This window comes from Pseudomonas sp. UBA6753, assembly GCF_002453565.1.
Lineage (GTDB): Bacteria > Pseudomonadota > Gammaproteobacteria > Pseudomonadales > Pseudomonadaceae > Aquipseudomonas > Aquipseudomonas putida_Z.
Genome location: NZ_DKHD01000059.1, coordinates 49940 through 74428 on the forward strand (window position 1 = coordinate 49940; position 24489 = coordinate 74428).

At 64.6% G+C, this 24489-nt stretch carries 17 protein-coding genes and 1 pseudogene; 8 read left to right on the plus strand and 10 right to left on the minus strand.

The annotated features are described in order from the left end of the window. Positions 1–80: 80 nt before the first annotated feature. Together B2790_RS22910 and B2790_RS22915 are read right to left on the minus strand one after the other, a co-directional pair. Positions 81–944: an ABC transporter ATP-binding protein gene (locus B2790_RS22910; RefSeq protein ID WP_025337300.1), complete on the minus strand. Its 864-nt coding sequence runs from the start codon at positions 942–944 to the stop codon at positions 81–83. Beyond that, entirely contained in the window at positions 941–2542 is a 1602-nt protein-coding gene (locus tag B2790_RS22915) for an ABC transporter permease (protein ID WP_256573566.1), read from the minus strand. The genes B2790_RS22910 and B2790_RS22915 overlap by 4 nt, the downstream gene beginning before the upstream one ends. 297 nt (positions 2543–2839) lie before the next feature. Here B2790_RS22915 and B2790_RS22920 point away from each other — a divergent pair, with 297 nt between their 5' ends. Further along, positions 2840–3877, plus strand: coding sequence for an ABC transporter substrate-binding protein (locus B2790_RS22920; RefSeq protein WP_274120032.1), 1038 nt, complete (start codon positions 2840–2842; stop codon positions 3875–3877). Between the two features lie 37 nt (positions 3878–3914). Further along, positions 3915–4820: a TauD/TfdA dioxygenase family protein gene (locus B2790_RS22925; RefSeq protein ID WP_025337303.1), complete on the plus strand. Its 906-nt coding sequence runs from the start codon at positions 3915–3917 to the stop codon at positions 4818–4820. Positions 4821–4949: 129 nt separating this feature from the next. On the opposite strand, the gene B2790_RS22930 is transcribed toward B2790_RS22925, so the two are convergent. Then, positions 4950–5864, minus strand: coding sequence for a LysR family transcriptional regulator (locus B2790_RS22930; protein ID WP_075044302.1), 915 nt, complete (start codon positions 5862–5864; stop codon positions 4950–4952). A gap of 156 nt (positions 5865–6020) precedes the next feature. Between B2790_RS22930 and B2790_RS22935 the strand changes: the two genes are divergently transcribed. The 5 genes and pseudogenes from B2790_RS22935 (at position 6021) to B2790_RS22955 (ending at position 14714) form a co-directional block, all read left to right on the plus strand. Then, positions 6021–8393 (plus strand): TonB-dependent receptor, encoded by a 2373-nt coding sequence (locus tag B2790_RS22935; RefSeq protein WP_414708604.1) that lies wholly within the window; start codon positions 6021–6023, stop codon positions 8391–8393. A gap of 17 nt (positions 8394–8410) precedes the next feature. Continuing rightward, positions 8411–10076: pseudogene (locus tag B2790_RS22940) on the plus strand (aryl-sulfate sulfotransferase). Between the two features lie 338 nt (positions 10077–10414). After that, positions 10415–11857, plus strand: coding sequence for an NADP-dependent succinate-semialdehyde dehydrogenase (gene gabD / locus B2790_RS22945; protein WP_015268576.1), 1443 nt, complete (start codon positions 10415–10417; stop codon positions 11855–11857). Between the two features lie 183 nt (positions 11858–12040). Next, positions 12041–13318: a 4-aminobutyrate--2-oxoglutarate transaminase gene (gene gabT / locus B2790_RS22950; RefSeq protein WP_023662096.1), complete on the plus strand. Its 1278-nt coding sequence runs from the start codon at positions 12041–12043 to the stop codon at positions 13316–13318. A 136-nt stretch (positions 13319–13454) separates the two neighbouring features. Further along, entirely contained in the window at positions 13455–14714 is a 1260-nt protein-coding gene (locus B2790_RS22955; protein ID WP_286100836.1) for a response regulator, read from the plus strand. A 130-nt stretch (positions 14715–14844) separates the two neighbouring features. Here B2790_RS22955 and B2790_RS22960 read toward each other — a convergent pair whose 3' ends face one another. Then, complete coding sequence (locus tag B2790_RS22960) at positions 14845–15873, minus strand: GGDEF domain-containing protein (protein WP_286919847.1); 1029 nt, start codon at positions 15871–15873, stop codon at positions 14845–14847. Positions 15874–15973: 100 nt separating this feature from the next. Beyond that, a complete protein-coding gene (gene desA / locus B2790_RS22965; RefSeq protein WP_039614263.1) occupies positions 15974–17158 on the minus strand; it encodes a delta-9 fatty acid desaturase DesA in 1185 nt (394 codons plus the stop codon). A gap of 146 nt (positions 17159–17304) precedes the next feature. On the opposite strand from desA, the gene dibA reads away from it, so the two are divergent. Then, positions 17305–19200 (plus strand): phosphodiesterase DibA, encoded by a 1896-nt coding sequence (dibA, locus tag B2790_RS22970; RefSeq protein ID WP_286919848.1) that lies wholly within the window; start codon positions 17305–17307, stop codon positions 19198–19200. A 93-nt stretch (positions 19201–19293) separates the two neighbouring features. Here the strand turns inward: dibA and B2790_RS22975 are convergent, their stop codons facing one another. The 5 genes from B2790_RS22975 to B2790_RS22995 are packed head-to-tail and all read right to left on the minus strand — an operon-like array spanning position 19294 to position 24404. Beyond that, on the minus strand, positions 19294–19938 hold the full coding sequence (locus B2790_RS22975) for a methionine ABC transporter permease (protein ID WP_008096606.1): 645 nt from the start codon (positions 19936–19938) through the stop codon (positions 19294–19296). Beyond that, complete coding sequence (locus B2790_RS22980; protein ID WP_286919849.1) at positions 19928–21037, minus strand: methionine ABC transporter ATP-binding protein; 1110 nt, start codon at positions 21035–21037, stop codon at positions 19928–19930. The genes B2790_RS22975 and B2790_RS22980 overlap by 11 nt, the downstream gene beginning before the upstream one ends. 1 nt (position 21038) lies before the next feature. Further along, positions 21039–21839, minus strand: a complete 801-nt coding sequence (locus B2790_RS22985; RefSeq protein WP_274120038.1) for a MetQ/NlpA family ABC transporter substrate-binding protein — start codon at positions 21837–21839, stop codon at positions 21039–21041. After that, entirely contained in the window at positions 21832–23223 is a 1392-nt protein-coding gene (locus B2790_RS22990) for an LLM class flavin-dependent oxidoreductase (RefSeq protein ID WP_025337314.1), read from the minus strand. The genes B2790_RS22985 and B2790_RS22990 overlap by 8 nt, the downstream gene beginning before the upstream one ends. Then, positions 23223–24404: an SfnB family sulfur acquisition oxidoreductase gene (locus tag B2790_RS22995; RefSeq protein WP_286919850.1), complete on the minus strand. Its 1182-nt coding sequence runs from the start codon at positions 24402–24404 to the stop codon at positions 23223–23225. The genes B2790_RS22990 and B2790_RS22995 overlap by 1 nt, the downstream gene beginning before the upstream one ends. Positions 24405–24489: the final 85 nt, after the last annotated feature.

Here is a 24489-nt window from a genome sequence, read left to right on the forward strand (position 1 = left end):
GGAGCGGGCAAGCCCGCGAACACCGGCGTAGCCGGTGCCAGCCACCGCGTTGGATTCTTCGCGGGCATGCCCGCACAGGCTCAGAGCGCAATCAGCTCCGGCCTCAGCCCTTCGACCCGGCGCACCGGCGGCGTCAGGTAGCCGCCATCCCCGGTGATCTGGTGCAGCACCTTCTCCCGCAGCTCGTGAAGTGCCACGCCCGTACGCAACCGTGGGTGTGGCAGGTCGATCTCCACCACCGACTTGATCCGCCCCGGGCGCGGCTCCAGAACCACCACCCGGTCGGCCAGGTAGGTGGCCTCCTCGGCGTCATGGGTGACCAGCAGCGTTGTGATGCCGGCTCGTTCGCGAATGGCCAGCAGCTCGTCCTGCAGTTGCTGGCGGGTCAGCGCATCCAGCGCGCCGAACGGTTCGTCGAGCAGCAGGATACGCGGGCTGGCTACCAGGCCTCGGGCGATCGCCACGCGCTGGGCCATGCCGCCGGACAGCTGGTGTGGGTAGGCCGACTCGAAGCCGACCAGCCCCACCAGTTGCACGAATTCGTGTACCCGCCGCGCGCGCTCACCCTGGGTGAGCGGTTCGTTGACCAGGCCCAGGGCAATGTTCTGTTCCACGCTCAGCCAGGGGAACAGCCGGTGTTCCTGAAACACGATGCCGCGTTCGCTACCAATGCCGCTGACAGTGTGGCCGTCCACACGGATATTGCCGCTGTAGTCGGTATCCAGCCCTACCAGCAGGCGCAGCAGGGTGGATTTGCCACAGCCGGAAGCACCAACGATGGCGATGAATTCACCCTGGTTGATCGACAGGTTGAAGTTGCGGATGGCTTCCAGCGGCTGGCCATCGACGCTGAACACTTTGCCGACCCCCTCGAAGCTGACCAGGGGCGGGGTGACGTCGGGCTGGTTGGCCGCGTGCAGGTGCGAGGTATTGAAGGCGTTCATGCGGTTCTCCAGCGCGTGGCGCGCGATTCGAGGCGTTGTCCAAGGGTGCCGAGCAGGGCGCCGACCAGGCCGATCAGCAGCATGGCGGCCATTACCTGGTCCATGCGGAACAGTTGCTGGGCGCCGATCATCAGGCTGGCGATGCCACCGTCCGAGGGCATGAAGTATTCGGCACCGATGGTGCCCAGCCAGGCGTAGATCAGCGACAGGCGCAGGCCGGCAAAAATGGCCGGGGCTGCGCCGGGCAGCACCAGCAGGCGCAGGCGTTGCCACAGGTTCAGGCGCAGGGTGCGCGCGGCTTCACCCAGCTGCGGCGAGAGGCTGGCGATACCGCGCTGGGTGGCGATCAGCAACGGGAAGAACGCAGCCATGCCGACGAATACCTGCTTGGCCCCTTCACCCAGGCCGAACCAGGCTGTGAGTAGCGGCACCCAGGCAAACAGCGCCACCTGACGCAAGGCCGACAGGCTGGGCCCGAAGATACGTTCGGCATTGGCCGAAAGCCCCAACAGCAAACCGACCAGCAGGCCAGCGCTACCGCCCAGCAGCAAGCCGGCCAAAGCGCGCTGCAGGCTCAGCAGCAAGGCTTGCGGCAGCGAACCATCGGCCAGGCCGGTCAGCAGGGTGCGCAACACTTCAAGTGGCGAGGTCAGGATGTTGCTGTCGACCCAGCCAAAGCTGCTGCTGGCCTGCCACAGGGCCAACAGTGCCAGTGGCAGCAGCAGGCTTTGCCAACCCCGCGGCACGGGGCCACGGTGCTGCTCCCCTGTGGCCGCTTGCGGCCAGTACAGCAGGCGCTTTTCCAGGGCCGAGAAGCCGCGCTCCAGCAGTGCGCCGACCAGGCCGATCACCAGGATGCACAGCAGTACCAGGTCGAGCATGAACAGCTGCCGTCCCCACACCATCAGGTAGCCAATCCCTTCGCTGGAGGCCAGCAGTTCGACCGCCAGCAGCGAGGTCCAGCCGGTGGCCAGGGCCAGGCGTACGCCGGTGAGGAAGGCGGGCAGGGCAGCCGGTAGCAGCAGGCGCAGGAACAGTAGATGGCGAGGCAGGCGCAGCACCGCAGCGGCTTCTCGCAGCTTGGGCTGGGCATCGCGTACACCGACCAGCGTGTGCAAGGTAACGGGGACCACCACGGCTTTCACCAGCACCACCAGCTTGAGCAACTCGCCGATCCCGAAGAACAGCATGAACAACGGGATCCAGGCCAGGGTAGGTATCTGTGCCAGCGCCACGAAGGTTGGCAGCACCAGCGTCTGCGCCCGCCGCGAAGCACCCAGCCAGACCCCCAGCAGCAACCCGCTGCCGATGCCGACCGCCAGCCCCCAGAACAACCGCTGCAAGCTTATCCACAGGTGCCCCCACAGCTCGCCGGAGCCAAACTCCACTGCGCTCTGCCACACCAATGCTGGCGCTGGCAGGATCTGCTCGCTCATCCAGTGCTCCCGGCTGGCCACTACCCACAGCAGTGCAACCAGCACAGGCAAGACCCAGGGCAACAAGCGGGCGCGATCCTTGTGGGAGCGGCCTTGCGTCGCGAAAGGGTCGCGCAGCGACCCCCGGAACAATCCCCGACCTCTGCTCAGAATTCCATTCATCGGCCATCTCTCGAAGCGTTGTTAGATTATTCATTTATGGAATTAAAAATTCTAAAAAATGACTTTCAAGAGATAACAGCATGCGCTTCATGCATACGGAAGCCCCTCGCCGTTGCGTTTTCCTCATATTTTCCATGCGTTTTCCGCAAGCCAGCCGCAGGCCCGCATGCCGCCTGATTTATGCCTTTCAGTTACTGAAGAATGAAGTTTTGATGTTTGTAGGTTCTAACCAGACCTGCCTAGCTTCTGGCCAAAGCGCCGGCCATCGCCGGTGGCAGCCTGCCAAGGAGCCTTGCCATGAAAACCCCGCTGCGCCACCTGATCACCGCCCTTGGGCTGGCCTTCACCCTCAGCGCCCACGCAGCTGAGCCGGCCAAGCCAGCAAGCATCCGCATCGCCGTGCCCGACCTCAGCGCGGGCAGCAAGCCCAGCGCCGGTGGCGTGGTCGACGTGCTGCGTGACCAGCAACTGCTGGAGAAGGAATTCGCCAAGGACGGCATTCGCATCGACTGGCACTTCTTCAAGGGCGCCGGGCCGGTGGTGAACGAAGCGTTGGCCAACGGCCAGGCCGATTTCGCCTACCTCGGCGACCTGGCCGCCATCGTCGGCAAGGCCAATGGCCTGGATACCCGCGTGCTGTCGGCGGGGGTACGTGGGGTGAAGAGCTACCTGGGCGTGGTGCCCGGTTCCGGCATCAAGACCCTGCACGACCTCAAAGGCAAGCGCGTGGCGGTGTTCCGCGGCACCGCCAACCAGCTGTCGTTCGCCAGCGCCCTGGCCAGCCAGGGGCTTAGCGAGCGCGAACTGAAGGTGATCAACCTGGACTTCAACGCCGCCAATGCCGCGCTGGCCGCCAAGCAGATCGACGCCACCTGGGGCCTGTCCAACCTGCTGTCGCTGCGCGAGCGCGGGCTGGTCGAGCTACCGGTCAACTCGCGTGACCTGGAAGGCGCCGGCAGTACCCAGGCGGTACTGCTGGGCACTGGCGATTTCATCCGCAAATACCCCGAGCTGGTGCAGCGCCTGGTCAATGCCCAGCAACAGGCCAGCGCCTGGCTGCGCGACGAACACAACCGCGAGGCCTATGTCGAGCTGGTGGCCAGCAATGCCAACTGGCCGCGCAGCATCCTCAACGACGACCTGGCCAAGGAAGACCTGGCCCATTACTTCGATCCACGGCTGGATGCCGAATTCGTCGGCCAGCTGCAACAGGGCGTGGACCTGGCCGCCAAGGAGCGCCTGATCCGCCGTGGCTTCCAGGTGGCCGACTGGATCGAACCACGCTTCCTCGATGCCGCCCTGCAACAGAAGCAGGCCGTCCAGGCCGCCCGCTGAACCCCGATAACCCGACAATGACCGCAAGGACACGACCATGAGCAACGCCGCCCTGGCCACCGCGCCACAAACCCTCGAACTCGACATCCACCCGGTTGCCGGCCGCATTGGTGCCGAAATTCGCGGGGTGCAGTTGTCCGCCGACCTTGATGCCGCCACCCTCGACGCCATCCAGGCCGCGCTGGTGAAGCACAAGGTGATCTTCTTCCGTGGCCAGACCCACCTGGATGACCAAAGCCAGGAAGCCTTCGCCAAGTTGCTCGGCGAGCCGGTCGCCCACCCCACCGTGCCGGTGGTGGATGGCACCAGCTACCTGTTGCAGCTCGATGGTGCCGAAGGCCAGCGAGCCAACTCCTGGCACACCGACGTGACCTTCGTCGACGCCTACCCCAAAGCCTCGATCCTGCGCAGCGTGGTGGCGCCGGCATCCGGTGGTGACACCGTGTGGGCCAACACCGCCACTGCCTACCAGGAGCTGCCCGAGCCGCTGCGCGAGCTGGCCGACAAACTGTGGGCGGTGCACAGCAACGAATACGACTACGCCAGCGTGAAGCCCGATGTGGACCCCGCCAAGCTGGAGCGCTATCGCAAGGTGTTCACCTCCACGGTGTACGAGACCGAGCACCCGGTGGTGCGCGTGCATCCGATCAGTGGCGAGCGGGTGCTGCAGCTGGGGCATTTCGTGAAGCGCATCAAAGGTTATTCGCTGGCGGATTCGCAGCACCTGTTCGCGGTGCTGCAAGGGCATGTGACGCGCCTGGAGAACACTGTTCGCTGGCGCTGGCAGGCGGGGGACGTGGCCATCTGGGATAACCGCGCGACGCAGCATTATGCGGTGGATGATTACGGGACCCAGCCGCGGGTGGTGCGGCGGGTGACCCTTGCGGGTGAGGTGCCGGTCGGGGTGGATGGGCAACTCAGCCGCACTACGCGTAAAGGCTGATATCGCCGGGGCCGCTTTGCGGCCCTATCGCCGGCAAGCCAGCTCCCACAGGTACATCACAGGCCAGAAGGCAGCGGTGATCTTGTGGGAGCTGGCTTGCCGGCGATTCGGGGGCAAAGCCCCCGCCAGCTACAACTCGGTATCGCAGGCAATCAACTGCCTGACCAGCCCCTGAGCCAACGGCGAAAGCCCATAGCCCACCCGGCTCACCACCCCATAACGGGTATAGAACGCTTCTTCCTGCTCCACCGTCAGGTCGGCCAGCTGCAATGCCACCAATCCCCCGTCACGCTGATACGGCCGCAAGTTGGCATTGCAGGCAATGCCGATGGTGTCCGAATGCATCACCACATTCAGCAGTGCATAGCCATGCTCGCACTCCACCGTCGGCAGAAAATCCTGCCGCCCGCTGAGGTCGCTGAGGATCTTGCGGATGTTCGGCGGGCGGAAGGTGGTGGCCAGGGGGTAGTCGAACAGGTCGCGCGCCCGCACGCTCTCGCGCTCGGTCAACGGGTGCCCGACGCGGCAGCAGAAATGCCAGCGCTGCGGCGTCAGCTTGTGCACCTGGTAGTCCGGGTCGGACTCGAACTGGCGGGTGTCAGCGACGAAGAACTCGATCTCCTCGGCAACCAGCTTGCGGTTCAGCGCCTGCCAGTTATCCACCTGGAAGCAGGTACGTGCCGCGGGGTATTCGGCGACGAAGCGTGCCACCGCCCGCGGTACCAAACCCCCTGCCGGCGCCGGGCCGGAGCCGAAGCGCACCACGCCGGTAGTGGCACCGTTGAACTGGTGGATCTCGTTGACCAGGTTGTGCGCCCCATGCACCAGCCGCCGCGAATGCTCCAGCACCAGCAGGCCCTGGCGAGTCGGCGCCAGCTCCTTGCTGGCGCGGTCCACCAGGCGGCAGCCGATGTTGTGTTCAAGGGTCTGGATGCTGCGGCTGAACGCTGATTGCGACAGGTTCACCGCAGCCGCCGCAGCAACGAAGCTGCGGTGCTCGACAAGGGCAATGTAGTGGCGCAGCTGACGGAGATCGATATGCATTTTTTACATTGAAACTTTCGGTCGAATGCAATTGCTGACAAGGGTTAGCCCCCTTATAAAGGGAGTCACTTATTCCACAAAATATGAATTACAAATATTTATATCACTTAAAAGAATATAAGCCCGACTGACCGCGATTCGGTTCCGCCAACGGAAATGCTCGCCAGGGCCCATGCCTCAAGGAGCATTTGCATGTCCGGAGTTTCCCGTTGGCCTGCGCGCGCGTCGCGTTTCACCTTGCAACCCTTGGCTGCCGGCGTGCTGCTGGCGGCGTCCTCTGCCAGCTTCGCCGAAGAACCGGTCACTGCCACCCCGGCGGTGGAGCAGGAAGCCAAGCTCGGTACTGTCACGGTCAATGCCCGCCGCCGCGAAGAAACCGCGCAAAGGGTGCCCACGCCGATCAGCGTGCTCGACAGCGAAACCCTGGAAAGCCAACGCATCTACCGCGTGCAAGACCTGCAGCAACTGGTACCCAGCACCAACGTCGCCTACGTTCATGCCCGCCAGTCGAGCATTTCGATCCGTGGCCTGGGCAACAACCCCGCCAGTGATGGCCTGGAAGGCAGCGTCGGCATCTACCTGGACAACGTCTACCTCGGCCGCCCCGGCATGGCGGTGTTCGACCTGCTGGACGTGGAGCAGCTGGAGGTGCTGCGCGGCCCGCAAGGCACGCTGTTCGGCAAGAACACCACCGCCGGTGTGCTCAACATCACCACGCGCAAGCCCACCTTCCACCGCGAGGGCAGCATCCAGCAGTCGATTGGTGAAGACGGCTACCTGCAAACCCAAGGCAGCTTCTCGGGGCCGATCAGCGACACACTGGCCGGGCGCATCAGCGCCTATCGCACCGAAGACGACGGCTATGTGAAGAACATCCACAACGGCGACGACCTCAACGGCGGCAAGCGCCAAGGTTTTCGTACCCAGCTGCTGTTCAAACCGAGCGAAACCTTCAACCTGCGCTGGATCGGCGAATACAACGAAGAAGACTCCGACAACGGCATCCTCAGCCTGTACAGCACCGGCCCTACCATCAATGGCGTCAACCGCTATGAAAGCCTGGCTGCCCAGGCCGGCGCGACGTTGGTGTCGGGCAAGCACCGCAAGGTCAACTTCGACGCCGACCAGCAGGTGACGGTGTTCCAGGGCGGCACCTCGGTGGAGGCCAACTGGACCCTGCCCAACGACTTCACCCTGACCTCGATCACCGCCTACCGCAGGTGGGACTTCACTCCACGCAACGACGACGGCCTCAACGTGCCGGTGTTCTACAGCGCCGGGGTGTCGGTGCGCGACAAGCAGTACTCGCAGGAAATCCGCCTGGCTTCGCCCACCGGTGGTGCCTTCGACTACGTGCTGGGCGCCTACTACTTCAAGCAGGACCTGGACAACAAATCCTTCACTTTCTACGGGCCGCAGGCGGACATCTGGAACCTCACCCCGGCCGGCGCCCTGGCCAACGTCGACACCATTGGCAACGGGCACATCGATACGGACAGCTACGCGCTGTTCGCCCAGGGCACCTGGCACATCACCGACCGCCTGGACTTCACCGCCGGCGTTCGCGGTACCTATGAAGAAAAGAGCGCCTGGGTGACCCGCGATGCACCAACCGGCGGTGCGGCAGTAACCGGGGCCGCCGCAGCAGCACGCCAGGGCCGGGTAGGCGCCTACGATTCAGGCGACCTCAACCAGTACAGCTTCAGCCCCTCTGGCCTGCTGGGCCTGAGCTACCGGTTCAACGAACAGTTGCTGGGCTACGCCACCCTGACCCACGGCGAGAAGTCTGGCGGCATCAACCTTACCGTTGGCGCTGCGCCACGGCTGGGCACCGACTCGCTGCTGGTCGGCACCGAGCGGGTCAACAACGCCGAACTCGGCTTGAAAAGCTCGCTGTTCGACGACCGCCTGCAGCTCAATACCAACCTGTTCTGGGCCGAAGTGCATGGCTACCAGGCCAACGTCTACGACCAGATCAACCGCGTGCAGTACCTGGCCAACGCCGGCCGCGTGCGCTCGCGTGGCCTGGAGTTCGAAGCCACGGCGCTGCCGCTGCGCGGCCTCACGGTCAACTTCAACGGCTCGTGGAACGACGTGCGCTACACCGAGTACAAAGACGCCCCATGCCCGCCGGAGGTGAGCCTGGCCAATGCCACTGCCACCTGCGATTTGTCCGGCCACCAGGTAGTCGGCGCCTCCAAGTACATCGCCAACCTCAACACCCAGTACAAGTGGCAGGCCAGCGAGCACATCGAACCCTACGTCACCGCCAGCTACGCCTTCCGCTCAAAGGCGGTGGGCACCATCGACGATTCCGATTTCGGCCAGATCCCCAGCTACGCGCTGGTCAACCTTTCCGCCGGTGTGCGCCTGGACCAGGGCGACGGCGTGGTCGACCTGTCGCTGTGGGTGAAGAACGCCGGTGACAAGACCTACTTCACCAGCCTGTGGAACTCCGCCAACGGTGGCTATGCCGGCGTGCTCGGTACCCCGCGCACTTTCGGCGCCACCGCCCGTTACGATTTCTGAGCACAAGGAGCTATGCCATGAATGCCAAGACCGAAACCCCTGCATTGCCTGAAGGCGCCTGCCTGACCGCCAAGGTTCCCGAACGTGACGAGGCGCTGCTCGGCGACGTGGTGGTCAACCCGTATCGCCTGGCGCCGCTGACCGCGATCATTCGCGACGGTGGGCGCAGCCTGAGTGCCGCGCACGTGCGCGTGCTGGGGCGGGGCGAGCGCGGTGTGGACATCGCCTACGAGGTGTCCGACCGTTCGTTGTGGACCTATGGCGGCATCCCGGTATTCGGCCTGTACCCGGATCACGTCAACCAGGTGGAAGTGACCTACAAGCTCGACGGCGAGCGCATCCGCGAGCAGTACCAGATCTACGCCCCGGCCGTGCGCCTGCCGGTGGTGGCCAGGCAGACCGCTGCCTTGCCTGAGGTGCAGCCGGTCAAGGTAGCGCCAGGTTTTGAAAAGCGCCTGTACCTGTTCAACCATCTGCAGGGGGACATCCCGGGCGGGCGTGCCTTCAAGTGGAATGCCCTGGGAGGTGCGGCGGAATGGGACCAGGTGGGCAACAACTGGATCGCCGACAGCAATGGCGATGTGCGCTGGTACCTGGACATCGAGCAGATCCACGACTCCAACCGCCGCGATGGCCATGGGCTTCCAGCAGACCCGCGACGGCAAGCTGATCTGGGGCCAGGGCCAGACCTACTCCAAGTATGACCTGCTGGGCCGGCGTATCTGGCAGCGCAGCCTGCCCGACAAGTTCGCCGACTTCTCCCATGAAATCCGTGAGACCGCCAATGGCACCTACCTGCTGCGGGTGGGCACCAGCGACTATCGCCGGCCCGACGGCAAGCGCGTGCGCTCGATCCGCGACCACATCATCGAGGTCGACGAGGCCGGTGATGTGCTGGACTTCTGGGACCTCAACCAGATCCTCGACCCGTACCGTGGCGACCTGCTGGAAACCCTGGGCAAGGCAGCCATCCAGTTGCCGGCCGGGGTGCAGAAACAGGACGAGCGGCTGGCCAACGAACTGGCCGAGGGTGACCTGCCCTTTGGTGACACCCCGGGGGTGGGCACCGGGCGTAACTGGGCGCACGTCAATGCCATCGAGTACGACGCCGATGACGACAGCATCATCGTTTCAGCACGGCATCAGGGCGTGGTGAAGATCGGCCGCGACAAGCAGGTGAAGTGGATTCTCGCCTCGCCCCAAGGCTGGCCTGAGCGTCTGCGCGAGAAAGTGCTGAAGCCGGTGGCGAGCGAAGGCTTCGACTGGTCCTGGACCCAGCACACCGCCTGGCTGACCGGCAAAGGCACGCTGACCGTGTTCGACAACGGCTGGGGCCGCGACTTTGCGCCGACCAGGCTGACCGGCAACTACAGCCGGGCGGTGGAGTACCGCATCGACGAGGCCAAGGGCACGGTCGAACAGGTGTGGGAATATGGCAAGGAGCGCGGTGACGAGTGGTACAGCCCGGTGACCTCGGTGGTGGCCTACCGGCCGGAGACCGACACCCAGTTCATCTACTCGGCGTCGGTGAACTTCCTGACCCCGGAGAAACTGACCACCACCGTGCTCAACGAGGTGCGGCGCGGGACCCAGGAGGTGCTGGTGGAGCTGAAGGTGCACAGCCGGCAGCCGGGCAGCGTGGGTTACCGGGCCCTGGTGATCGACCTGGCCAAGGCCTTCTGACCCATCCCTTCCGGGAGGGCCGTCGGTCCTCCCATCACATTTCCGTCAGCTCGTTCGTCTAACCTGTACTGGCCCCTTCGCGGGCACGCCCGCTCCCACAGGTACTGCACCGAGTTCGAAACCGGTGGGGTACCTGTGGGAGCGGGCGTGCCCGCGAAGAGGCCCATTGCCATTATGCAAATGATGAAATTTCCGCCAGGGTGTTCAACCATTCGTTCTTTTTTTCGAACAGCCTATTGTCCAACACCCCAGCAGCCGCTTAGCATTCGTTTGAGATTTCAAACGCTCGATGCCCTGCCTTGGGCGCTTTTCAACAATCAACAATTCGGGAAGCCGACATGCAGCTCAAAGACGCTCAGTTGTTCCGCCAGCAAGCCTACATCAATGGTGAGTGGCTGGATGCGGACAACGGCCAGACCATCAAGGTCACCAACCCGGCCACTGGTGAAGTCATCGGTACCGTGCCGAAGATGGGCACCGCGGAAACCCGCCGCGCCATCGAAGCCGCCGACAAGGCCCTGCCGGCCTGGCGTGCCCTGACCGCCAAGGAGCGTTCGGCCAAGCTGCGTCGCTGGTTCGAACTGATGATCGAGAACCAGGACGACCTGGCTCGCCTGATGACCACCGAACAAGGCAAGCCGCTGGCCGAAGCCAAGGGCGAAATCGCCTACGCTGCCTCGTTCATCGAGTGGTTCGCCGAAGAAGCCAAGCGCGTCTACGGTGACACCATCCCGGGCCACCAGCCAGACAAGCGCCTGATCGTCATCAAGCAGCCAATCGGCGTTACCGCGGCCATCACCCCGTGGAACTTCCCGGCCGCCATGATCACCCGTAAAGCCGGCCCGGCCCTGGCCGCTGGCTGCACCATGGTGCTCAAGCCTGCCTCGCAGACCCCGTACTCCGCCTTGGCCCTGGTCGAGCTGGCCCACCGTGCCGGCATCCCGGCTGGCGTACTGAGCGTGGTTACCGGCAGCGCTGGCGAAGTTGGCGGTGAACTGACCGGCAACTCCCTGGTCCGCAAGCTGTCCTTCACCGGCTCGACCGAAATCGGTCGCCAGCTGATGGAAGAATGCGCCAAGGACATCAAGAAGGTTTCCCTGGAGCTGGGTGGCAACGCCCCGTTCATCGTGTTCGACGACGCCGACCTGGACAAGGCGGTCGAGGGCGCGATCATCTCCAAGTACCGCAACAACGGCCAGACCTGCGTCTGCGCCAACCGTATCTACGTGCAGGACGGCGTCTACGACGCGTTCGCCCAGAAGCTGGCCGCCGCTGTTGCCAAGCTGAAGATCGGTAACGGCCTGGAAGAAGGCACCACCACTGGCCCGCTGATCGACGGCAAGGCTGTCGCCAAGGTCCAGGAACACATCGAAGACGCCGTTGGCAAAGGCGCCAAGGTACTGTCCGGTGGCAAGATCATCGAAGGCAACTTCTTCGAGCCGACCATTCTGGTCGACGTACCGAAGACCGCTGCCGTCGCCAAGGAAGAGACCTTCGGCCCGCTGGCGCCGCTGTTCCGCTTCAAGGACGAGGCCGAAGTCATCGCCATGTCCAACGACACCGAGTTTGGCCTGGCCTCGTACTTCTACGCCCGCGACATGAGCCGTGTGTTCCGTGTTGCCGAAGCCCTGGAATACGGCATGGTAGGTATCAACACCGGCCTGATCTCCAACGAAGTGGCACCGTTCGGTGGCATCAAGGCTTCGGGCCTGGGCCGCGAAGGTTCCAAGTACGGTATCGAGGACTACCTCGAAATCAAATACCTGTGCATCAGCGTCTGATAGCACGGTAACGGCTTTACCTCTGCCAGCGGGGCGCGAGAGCGACGTCTCGCTGGCCTTTTTTACATCGCAGTACCTGGTGGCCAGGGCGTTCACGGCAGTCGATCAACGAATACTGTTCGCGAGCACTCCCAGCCACCCCCGAATAAAAGCGCCACTCCAGACCGGCGCAATGAGGGCATTATGAGCAAGACCAACGAATCCTTGATGCAACGTCGTGTCGCCGCCGTCCCACGTGGCGTTGGCCAGATCCACCCGATCTTCGTCGATACCGCGAAGAACTCGACCGTGATCGACGTTGAAGGCCGCGAACTGATCGACTTCGCCGGCGGCATCGCAGTACTGAACACCGGCCACCTGCACCCGAAAGTGGTTGCGGCCGTGCAAGAACAGCTGACCAAGGTCAGCCACACCTGCTTCCAGGTGCTGGCCTACGAACCCTATGTAGAGCTGTGCGAAAAGATCAACAAGCTGGTCCCAGGCGACTTCGACAAGAAGACCCTGCTGGTCACCACCGGCTCCGAAGCCGTTGAAAACGCCGTCAAGATCGCCCGTGCCGCCACTGGCCGCGCTGGCGTAATCGCCTTCACCGGCGGCTACCATGGCCGTACCATGATGACCCTGGGCCTGACCGGCAAGGTCGTGCCGTACTCCGCTGGCATGGGCCTGATGCCAGGTGGCATCTTCCGCGCCCTGTTCCCGAGCGAACTGCACGGCATCAGCGTTGACGACGCCATCGCCTCGGTCGAGCGCATCTTCAAGAACGACGCCGAGCCGCGCGACATCGCCGCGATCATCCTCGAGCCGGTGCAAGGCGAAGGCGGCTTCCTGCCAGCGCCGAAAGAGCTGATGAAGCGCCTGCGCGCCCTGTGCGACCAGCACGGCATCCTGCTGATCGCCGACGAAGTACAGACCGGCGCTGGCCGTACCGGCACCTTCTTCGCCATGGAACAGATGGGCGTTGCGCCTGACCTGACCACCTTCGCCAAGTCCATCGCTGGCGGCTTCCCGCTGGCCGGTGTGTGCGGCAAGGCCGAATACATGGACGCCATCGCTCCTGGCGGCCTGGGTGGCACTTACGCCGGTTCGCCGATCGCTTGCGCCGCGGCCCTGGCCGTGATCGAAGTGTTCGAAGAAGAGAAACTGCTGGACCGCAGCAAAGCTGTGGGTGAGCGCCTGACCACCGGCCTGCGCGAAATCCAGAAGAAGTACCCGATCATCGGCGACGTCCGTGGTCTGGGCTCGATGATCGCTGTCGAAGTCTTCGAGAAAGGCACTCACACCCCGAACGCAGCTGCCGTTGGCCAGGTTGTCGCCAAGGCTCGCGAGAAGGGCCTGATCCTGCTGTCCTGCGGTACCTACGGCAACGTTCTGCGTATCCTGGTTCCGCTGACCGCAGAAGATGCTCTGCTGGACAAAGGCCTGGCTATCATCGAAGAGTGCTTCGCTGAAATCGCCTGATGTGACCTGCTTCAGAAAAAACCCGCTTCGGCGGGTTTTTTTTGTGCCCAGGAAAGCCTTGGGGCGCTATCGTTGTCGGAGGATTTGCTCAGGAAGCTGCGACGGACCGTGTGGCAGGGCTATTCAGGAGTTGGCGATGAATGCTGCAGACCCCACCCCACCAAGCGTACTTATTGTCGAGGGCGATCCCTGGGTACGTGACATGCTCAGCGAAATGCTGCTGAGCGTGCGCTGTGATGCCCGCCTGCAGCTCTGCGCCGACGGCTCGCAGGCCTTGAGCGCGCTGTCGAGCAAGCCCGACCTGATCATTGCCGCGCGCGAACTGGCAGGTGTCGATGGGCTCGACCTGTTGCGCAAGGTACGCGCGAAAGGCTCGAGGTTGCCGTTCATCCTAATGAGCAACCGCATTGACAGTGCCAGTGTGCATGAGGCGTTGCCCCTGCACCCTACTGCCTACCTGAGCAAGCCGCTGAACCTGGAAACTCTTCGCAAGCGCCTGGAAGAGCTGCTGCTGGCGGTTGGCGAAGAAATCGCCTGCCCGGTGCCGGCCTTGCAGCCAGGTGCCAGCCTGCCGGCCTACCTCGAACAGCGTCGCGCTACCGCCGATGGCGGGCCGCTGCTGGCCGATGTGCAGGTGGCGATCAAGCGCGCGCTCAACCCCCAGGGCCTGAACCTGAGAGTGCTCGAAGAGGAAGTGCAGGGCGACCCGCAGATCACCGCTGTGCTGATTGCGGCGGCCAACAGCGCAGCGCTGCATCGCGAAGCACCAGTGCAGACGCTGCTGCAGGCCTTGAACAAGCTTGGCAGCACCCAGAGCATGAACCTGATCCTGGGCATGACCCTCAAGCGCAGCGCTCGCCTCAGCGACCCGCTGCTGGCGGAGCATGCTGCCCGCTACTGGGAGTTGTCGCTGCACGCTGCCGAATATGGCCGCACCTTGGCACGCATGCTCGAGCTGGACGAAGGGCGTTGTTACTGTGCGGGGTTGCTGCATTGCCTGGGCGACCTGGCGGTGCTGCGCTGCCTGCAGGAATGGCGGCTGGCCGGGGGCGAGCTGGATGAGGATCAGGTGCAGCTGTCGCTCAATGAGTTCGGTGCGGCGTTCGGCTCGGCGCTGCGTACGCGCTGGCGGTTGCCGCTGGGGTTGCGCGAGTTGATTGCGGCGATCTACCAGCTGGGCGGCGGGGTGTATTCGCGGGAGATCCTGGCCATGAACCTGGCCGGGCAACTGTCGCGGCTGCCGGCCGAGCAGGGGCTGGAGAAGGTGGCCAGCAGCAAGACCGCGCGGCTGCTCAAGCTTGGCCTGCTGGAACTGGGGCGGTTGCGTAAGGTGGAGAACCCGGAGGTGAGGCCGCAGGAAGAGCCGCCGGTAGCTGAGGCCGAGGTTTCCAGCTGAGATTTTGGGGCCGCTTTGCGGCCCATCGCCGGCAAGCCAGCTCCCACAGGTACTGCACAAGGCTGGAGGATTGCGCCGTACCTGTGGGAGCTGGCTTGCCGGCGATTGGGGTGCAGAGCACCCCCAGGGCTCAGCCGCGGACGATCTGGTTCTTGCCCTGCCGCTTGGCCTGGTACATCGCCGCATCGGCCCTGGCATACAGGCTGTCCAGCTCCACATCCTCGTCAGTCAGCCCGGTCACCCCCTGGCTCACCGTCACCCCGTAGGTCTGCTCCCCATGGCTGAAGCTCAGCCGCTGGATCTGCCGCTGCAAGCGCTCGGCAATCTGCTCCGCGACCTGGGCACTACAGCCGGGGAACACTGCCGCGAACTCCTCGCCACCAATGCGCCCGAACAGGTCACCTCGGCGTAGCACGGCCTTGCCGCTATCGGCGATCTGCTGCAATACCTGGTCGCCTTCCTGGTGACCGTAGCTGTCGTTGATGCGCTTGAAGTCGTCGATGTCCAGCAGCAGGAAGGCCAGTGGCGTACCGTCTTCGCGGGCGCTGTCGAAGGCTTGCTGGGCGCATTCGAAAAAGTGCCGGCGGTTGCTGCTCTGGGTCAGCATGTCGGTGGTGGCCAGGCGCTGCAGTTCACCTTCTAGCTGCTTCTTCTCGGTGATGTCTTCGGCGATGCCGACGATGATCACCCGGTCGCCATCGCGTTGCTGGTTGATGTAGCACTTGTCGCTCAGCCAGCGTAGCTGGCCGTCGGCATTGAGGATGCGGTACTCGCGGTCTTCCACCGAGCCCTTGAGCAGTACCTGGGCCAGGCTGCGCTCGGCGAACTCCAGGTCGTCGGGGTAGATGCTGTCGCGCCACTCGTTGTAGTCGGCCAGCACCAGGCTGGCCGGGCGGCCGAAGATGCGTTCGTAGGCGGGGCTGACGTACAGCACCTGACGGGTTTCCCAGTCGAAGGCCCATAGCACCGCGTTGACGCTGTCGAGCAGCGAGCTGAACAGCTGCTCGCGCTCGCTCAGGCGGGCAACCTCGCCCTGGGCGTGGAGCAGCGCAAGCAAGGTCTGGGCGGCTTCGGGAGGCGGGGTGCCGGGCAGTGTCGTTGGAATGTTCTTGGCCATGTGCACGGAGCAGATCTCGGCGTGAAAGCGTGCGGCCAGCATCTGGCCCGCCACGCGGGCGATGTGCCAGATATGAGTGTAAGCGAGAGGGCGAAGTTCCGGGCGGCACGCCCCGCCAAAGGGGCGTGCCGATCAACGGCGGTCAGGCGCCGGTCGGGCGCAGGGAGTAGGTCTTGAGCTGTGCCGCGAAGTCGCGCAGGGCATGGATGCCGCTGGTTTCCGCCTCATGTACCCAGTCTTTCATGGCGGCCAGCATGTCGTGGCCGTTGGCGCTGGTGCGCGCCCAGATCTGCTGCAGGGCCAGGCGTTTTTCGTAGATGGTCTTCAGCGCCTGGCTGTGGGCGAGCATCGACTCGATGCGCACATGGTGGCGGTCTTCCAGCAGGCTGGTCTCGCGCGACAGCAGGCGCTTGGCGCGGCGGAAGTGGTGGCGCAGCGAGGCATCGACGCGGGCCAGTTCCTGCTTGACCAGCGGGCCGATCACCAGCTTGCGGTACTGGGCCATGATCTGGAAACGGTTGTTGAGGATGGCCATGGCGGTGTCCATGTCCAGGCTGGCCTTGCCGGCCACCCGGTGGGCGATGGGCGCGACGCGCTGCACCTTTGCCAGGCGCAGCAGGCAGAACAGGCGGATCCACGCCCAACCCATGTCGAACTCCCAGCGCTTGACCGACAGCTTGGCCGAGTTGGGGTAGGTGTGGTGGTTATTGTGCAGCTCTTCGCCACCGATGACGATGCCCCACGGCACCAGGTTGGTGGCGGCGTCGCGGCACTCGAAGTTGCGGTAGCCGAGAGCGTGGCCCAGGCCGTTGACCACGCCGGCGGCCCAGAACGGAATCCACATCATCTGCACTGCCCAGATGGTGATGCCGATGGTGCCGAACAGCAGCAGGTCGATTACCGCCATCAGCGCGATGCCGCCCAGCTTGTAGCGCGAGTAGAGGTTGCGCTCGATCCAGTCGTCCGGGCAGTTCTTGCCGTAGATGCGCAGGGTTTCGGGGTTGCGCGCCTCTTCTCGGTAAAGCTCTGCACCCTTGCGCAGCACCGTGCCAAGGCCCTTGTACAGCGGGCTGTGCGGGTCGTCGGGGGTTTCGCACTTGGCGTGGTGCTTGCGATGGACGGCAGTCCATTCGCGGGTGTTCTGCGCCGTGGTCAGCCACAGCCAGAAACGGAAGAAGTGCTTGAGCGCGCCATTGAGCTCCAGGGCCCGGTGCGCGGAATAGCGGTGCAGGTAGACCGTGACGCTGACGATGGTCACGTGGGTCATCAGCAGGGTGATGCCGACCAGTTGCCAGGCCGACAAGTCGAGCAGGCCGTTGTACCACATAGGTGTAAATACCCTCGGAATGCAGGAGGAGGGGCTGATTATCCCTTGGGCAGGAAATAAATACAGTCACCCGTTCAGATAGGAAGTCACGACATGTTTCAGCCTTTATAATGCCCCATCATTTTTTATGGGCAATTGCACCCGACATGTCTGTTTCCGTTCGCGACGCCTTGCGCATGGCTGCGCTGTATGTGGTGCTCTCGATCCTCTGGCTGACGCTGGCCGAGGTGGTGTTGCACGGCATGACCGAGGATCCCCTGGCACTGACCGTGGGCCGGCAGATCAACGTGGTGGTCTGGGTGCTGCTGAGCGCCTTGCTGATCTATGTATCGAGGGTACGTCTGCTCGACTTCATCGGCGTTGGCGCGCGTATGCGTGGTGAAGACCGTGAACGCCTGCGCATGGCTGCGGCAGTGTTCGACAGCACCCTCGAAGGCGTGCTGGTGACCGATCGCGATGGCCTGATCGTGCACGTCAACCGTGCCTTCATGCGAATCACCGGCTACCAGCAGGACGAGGTCATCGGCCAGCGTCCGAACAAGTTCAAGTCGGGCCGCCATGGCCTGGCGTTCTACCAGCAGATATTCGCCACCCTGGCGGAAAAGGGCGAGTGGAGCGGCGAAATCTGGAACCGGCGCAAGAGTGGTGAAATCTACCCGCAGTGGCAGACCATTTGCGCCATCCGCGACGATGAAGGCGAGCTCAGCCATTACGTGGCGGTGTTCAGCGACATCAGCGCGATCAAGCATTCGGAACAGGAATTGGCCTACCTGGCCCACCACGACCCGCTGACCGACCTGCCCAACCGCCTGCTGTTCAACGACCGGGTCGAGCAGGCCCTGGCGGCAGCCCAGGCCAACAAGCGTGGTTGTGCCCTGCTGTTGCTGGACCTGGACCACTTCCAGAGCATCAACGACGGCCTTGGTCACACCATTGGCGACCAGTTGCTGAAACTGGTGGGCGAGCGCCTGGGTGAGGTGCTGGGCAGCGGCGTGACCCTGGCGCGCCTGGGGGGCGACGAATTTGGCGTGCTGGCGGAAAACTGCCATGAGGTCGGCCAGGCGGGCAAGCTGGCGCAGGGCATCATCGAGCGCATGCGCGAGCCGTTCCTGTTCGACGGTCACCGCCTGTTCATCAGTGTCAGCGTGGGCATCAGCCTGTTCCCCAGCGATGCCTTGAGTGCCGAGCAGTTGCTGCGCAATGCCGACTCGGCGTTGTACAAGGCCAAGAGCAACGGGCGGGCCTGCTACGCGCTGTACACCGAAGAGCTGACCGCCCACGCCCAGCAGCGGGTCGAAACCGCCGGCGAACTGCGCCGGGCCCTGGAGCAGGACGAGCTGCGGGTGTTCTACCAGCCGGTGCACGACCTGGCGAGCGGCCGCCAGGTCGGCGTCGAGGCCCTGGTGCGCTGGCAGCACCCCCAGCGCGGCCTGGTGCCGCCGGGCGAGTTCATCCCGATTGCCGAGCGTACCGGGCTGATTGCCGAGATCGACGCCTGGGTACTGCGCCAGGCGTGTCGGCAGATGGTGCGATGGCAGGGTGAAGGGCGGCAGCTGGCGTTCGTGGCGGTGAACATCTCCAGCCGCCTGTTTGGCCAGCACGAGCTGTACCAGCAGGTGGCCGAGGTGCTGCACGACACCGGTCTGGACCCCGCCTTGCTGGAGCTGGAGGTGACCGAGAGCGCGATGATGGAGGACCCGGAGGTGGCCCTGGAGCAATTGCATCGCCTGCGCGAGCTGGGGGTGACCCTGGCCATCGATGACTTCGGCACCGGTTATTCATCGCTGCTGCGGCTAAAGCGCTTGCCGGTGCAGAAGCTGAAGATCGACCAGGGCTTCGTTGCCGGGTTGCCGCTGGATGAGGACGACATCGCGATCGTCCGGGTGATCATCGCCCTGGCCCGCAGCATGGGCATGCAGGTGCATGCCGAGGGCATCGAGCAGGCAGAGCAGGCCAGTTTCCTGCTGCATGAGCTGTGTCAGCTGGGGCAGGGGTACTGGTTCGGGCGGCCGGTGCCTGCCGGGGATTTGCGCTGGGGTTGAAGGCCCCTTCGCGGGCATGCCCGCTCCCACAGGGATATCGTTGTATTCAAGCCCTGTGCAGTACCTGTGGGAGCGGGCGTGCCCGCGAAGAATTCAGCGCTTGTTCAAGCCTTTCGCCAACCGGTCCCCACCCAGCTGGATCAACGCCACCAACGCCACCAGCATGGCAATCACGGTCAGCATGATCTGGCTGTCGAAGCGCTGGTAGCCATAGCGGTAGGCGATGTCCCCCAGTCCCCCGGCACCGATCGCTCCGGCCATGGCGGAGGAGTTGATCAGGGTCACCAAGGTAATGGTGAAGCCCCCGACAATCCCCGGCAGCGCCTCTGGCAGCAGCACGTGCCAGACAATGTGCCAGCGTCGGCAGCCCATGGCCTGCGCAGCCTCCACCAGGCCGTGGTCGACTTCGCGCAGGCTGACCTCGGCAATCCGCGCGAAGAACGGCGTGGCGGCAATGGTTAGCGGCACCACCGCCGCCCACACGCCATAGGTGGTACCCACCACCAGGCGGGTGAAGGGGATCAGCGCGACCATCAGGATCAGGAACGGGATCGAGCGGAACAGGTTGACGAAGGCACCCAGCACCCGGTTCAGCAGCGGCGCCTCGAAGATCCCGCCCTTGTCGCTGGTGACCAGCAGCACAGCCATCGGTACCCCCACCAGCAGGGCGATCAGCGACGACACGCCAACCATCAGCAGGGTATCGAGCAAGCCTTCCAGCAGGCGATCAAACCACATGGCCCAGTACCTCCACGTCCTCGGCCCAGCGGCGGGCGCGTTCCAGCAATTGATGGGTGTCGTGCGGCGAGTGCTGCACCGACAGGATCAGCTGCCCCAGGGCATGCTCGCCAATGGTTTCCACACCGCCCTGCAGCAGGCGCACGCGGCCGCCAAGGTCGTTGAACAGGGCAGACAGTTCGGGCTCGCCGAGCAGGGTCAGCCTCAGCACCACGGCACTGTCGCGGCTTGCCGGGCTGGCCCGCAGGCTGGCTTGCAGCGCGGCTGGCAACCTGGCTTGCAACGGCGCCAGCAGGGTACGGGTGACCTCGTGGCGTGGTGAGCCAAACACCCGCCAGACCTCACCCTGCTCGACCACTTCTCCACGTTCCAGCACCACCACCCGGTGGCAGATATCGCGGATTACCGCCATTTCGTGGGTGATCAGCACGATGGTCAGACCCAGGCGCTGGTTGATGTCGCGCAGCAGGTCGAGAATGGAAGCGGTGGTCTCCGGGTCCAGCGCCGAGGTGGCCTCGTCGCACAGCAGGATCTCGGGGTCATGCACCAGCGCCCGGGCAATGCCCACGCGCTGCTTCTGCCCGCCGGACAACTGCGCCGGGTACACGTGGTGCTTTTCCTGCAGGCCGACCAGCTCAAGCAGTTCGCGTACCTTGCGCTGGCGTTCGGCCTTGGCCACGCCGGCCACCTTCAGGGGCAGCTCGACGTTCTGCCACACGGTCTTGGCTGACATCAGGTTGAAGTGCTGGAAGATCATGCCGATACGCCGGCGCAGGGCTACCAGGTGGTCCTCGTCGAAGGGCGCGATGTCCACCTGGTCGATCAGCACCCGGCCCTGGCTGGGTTGCTCCAGACGGTTGATGGTACGCAGCAGCGATGACTTGCCGGCGCCGCTGCGGCCGATGATGCCGAAGATCTCGCCATGGCGGATGTTCAGGTCGATGCCTTGCAAGGCCGGTTGCGCCTGGCCCGGGTAGGTCTTGCCCAGGCCGATGAAGCGCACATGGGCTTCATTGACCTCCGGGCGCAAGGCCTGCTCCCTGGCCGTTGGCGGCAGTGGTTGTGCGGTGGGCGCCCGGAGCGCGCTGGCCTGGCTCATGTCAGCCCTCCCAACCGGCCTGGTAGAGCTTGCCGTGGGCTTTGTCCAAGGCTGCGCGCACCACTGGCGAGTGCTGGTAGATGTCGACGAACTTGGCCAGGCGTGGGTCGTCCTTGCTTTGCGGTCGAATGACGAACTGGATCACGTACTCCTTGTTTTCCAGGCCGTCGAACAGCAGGGCGGAGCTGGCGTCGAAGCTGTTGGCCAGGCGGATGTAGGCCGGGTAGCCCTGCACCAGGTCGGCGTCGTCATAGGCGCGTACCAGCTGTACGGCCTCGACCTGAAGGATTTTCAGCTTTTTCGGGTTGGCGACGATGTCGTCCTCGGTGGCCTTGTAGCCGACCCCCGGCTTGAGGGTGATCAGCCCGGCCTTGGCCAGCAGCTGCAGGCCACGGCCGCTGTTGATCGGGTCGTTGGCGATGGCCACGCTGGCGCCTTCGGGCAGGTCGGCGAAGCTCTTGTACTTTTTCGAGTACAGGCCGACGTTGTTGATGATGCCCGGGGCGTAGGGCACCAGGTTGAAGCCCGCGGCCGCCTTGGCGTTTTCCAGGAACGGGATGTGCTGGAAGTAGTTCACGTCGATGTCGCCGCTGTTGAGGCTGACATTGGGTGCGATCCAGTCGCTGAACTCGACCAGCTTCACTTCCAGGCCTTGCTTGTGCGCTTCTTCCACTGCGGCTTCCAGCGGGATGGCAAAGGCCGAGGTGGTGCCGATCTTCAGCGGTTCGGCAGCCAGCGCGCTGGCGGACAGGCCGAGGGTGAGGGCAATGGCCGCGACGGGCCGGAACAGTTTATCAAGCATGGTGCAGGGCTCCAGTCGGGGCAGGGGTAGAGGTAAAGCGGTAAGCCGAGCCAGGGTGGTCGGCGGGTAGGTGCGGGTGGTCGGCCTGGAACAGTTTTTCGCGCAGGGTGCCTTCGGCGTAGGCGGTCTTGTAGCGGCCACGCTGTTGCAACTGCGGGATGACCAGGTCGATGAAGTCCTCGAAGCTTTCCGGGGTTACGGTGCGTGTCAGGTTGAAACCGTCCAGGCCGGTTTCATCGATCCAGGCGATCAGCTGTTCGGCCACCTGCTCGGGCGCGCCGACCAGGGTCACGTAACGGCCACCCAGGGCGTGCTGCTGCAGCAGGCGCCGGCGAGTCCAGGCGTTGTCCTGCAACTGGCGCGTGGCCGACTGGATGGCGTTGCCCTGGCTGAAGGCAATCGGCTCGTCCAGGGCGTAGGCGGCGAAGTCGATGCCGGTGGACGCTGCGAAGTGCGCGACCCCGGCCTCGGCGCTGGCATGGCGCAGGTACTCGGCATGCTTGGCCTGGGCCTGCTGCTCGGTGGCGGCGACGATCACCGTGATGCCCATGAACACCTTGACCGCTTGCGGGTCGCGGCCAGCGGCCTGGGCGGCGGCGCGCACCTTGTCGACCTGGGCGCGGGTGGCGGCCTTGTCCTGGCCACTGATGAACACGCATTCGGCATGGTTGCCGGCGAAGGCCAGGCCACGCTGCGAGCTGCCGGCCTGGAACAGTACCGGTGTACGTTGCGGCGAGGGCTCGCACAGGTGGTAGCCGTCGACCTTGTAGAACTCGCCCTGGTGGTTGACCTTGCGCACCTTGTCGGGCCTGGCATAGACGCGCTGCTGGCGGTCGGCGACCACGGCATCGTCGGCCCAGCTGCCTTCCAGCAGCTTGTACAGCACCTGTAGGTACTCGTCGGCCTGGTCGTAGCGGCGGTCATGCTCGGGTTGCTGCGTCAGGCCCATGGCCCGGGCAGCGCTGTCGAGGTAGCCGGTGACGATGTTCCAGCCCACCCGGCCATTGCTCAGATGGTCCAGGGTGGAAAGGCGCCGGGCGAACAGGTACGGCGCTTCGTAGGTGAGGTTAGCGGTAAGGCCGAAGCCCAGGTGGCGGGTGACGGCGGCCATGGCCGAGACCAGAAGCAACGGGTCGTTGACCGGTAGCTGGATCGACTCCTTGAGGGTGACGTCCAGCGACTGGCCGTAGATGTCGTAGGTGCCGACGATGTCGGCGATGAACAACCCGTCGAACAAGCCGCGCTCCAGCAGGCGCGCCAGGCTGGTCCAGTATTCCAGGGTCTTGTACTGGGTCGAGGTGTCCCGTGGGTGGGTCCACAGGCCGTGGTTGATGTGCCCGATGCAGTTCATGTTGAAGGCATTGAGCAGGATCTGTTTGGCCATCAGATGGTCCCCCGGCGTGGTGGGTTGGCATCGTTGAGGTAGTAGTTGCCGATGGCGTGGTACTTCCAGCGCACCGGGTCGTGCAGGGTGTGCACGCGGGCGTTGCGCCAGTGGCGGTCGAGGTTGTGTTCGGCCAGGGTGGCCTGGCTACCGCCCAGTTCGAACAGGGTGGTGCCGGCCGCGAGGGAAATCTCGGTGCTGATGGCACGGGCCTCGGCCACCGCGATGGAAGCGGCGGCCACGTTGTCGGCAGTGCTGTCGTCGCGGGCGCGGTCCAGGTATTCGCCGGCGCGTTCCAGCAAGGCTTCTGCGGCGTGCAGGCGGATCGCCAGGTGGCCGAAGCTCTTCAGCGTCAGCGGGTCATCGCTGGCCTTGTCCAGGCCGGAGTCGACCCAGGGGCGGCTGCGGGTGCGCACGAAGTGCAGGGCATCTTCGTATGCGGCGCGGGCGATGCCGGTGTCGATGGCGGCATGAAGGATCTGCGCCAGCGGGCCGACCGGGGTGGGGCGTTCGAAGGCGCTCTGGAACGGCACCACGTCGGCGGCGCTGACGTACACGTTGTCGAACACCACCGAGCCGCTGCCGGTGGTGCGCTGGCCGAAGCCGCTCCAGTCGTCGATCACCTGCAGGCCCTGGCTGTCAGCCGGGACGAAGGCCAGGTGCTGCACGCCCTGTTCGTCGACCACCGAGGTGGGAATGCGCTGGGCGTAGATGGCGCCGGTGGAGTAGAACTTGCGGCCGTTGATGCGAAAGCCATCGCCATCGCGGGTCAGGCGAGTGGTGCGCTCGTTGGCGGTCTTGGTGCCCAGTTCGGCCAGGGCGTTGCCGAAGCGGCTGCCGGCCAGTACTTCGGCGTACAGGCGCTGTTGCTGTTCGGGTGTGCCGTTTACCCGCAGCACTTCCAGGCCATAGAAATGATTTTGCGGGATTTGCCCGAGCGAGCCGTCAGCCTGGGCGATGCGGGCGATGACCTTGGCCAGGGTGACGTTGGACACGCCGGCGCCGCCGAAGGCCTTGGGCACGCTGATGGCCCACAGGCCGGAGCGGGTGAACAGTTCCAGTTCGGCGTGCGGCAGACGGCGCTCGCGGTCGCGCAGGGCGCTGTCGCGGCGCAGGTGTCGGGCGATGTCTTCGGCGACGTTCAGGGCTTCGGTGTCACTGGTGATGATGTTTGTAGTCATGGTGTTTCTCCGGGGGCCGCTGCGCGGCCCTTCGCGGGCTCGCCCGCTCCCACAGGTAAAGTGATGCCTGTTCAGGCGCTGGTAA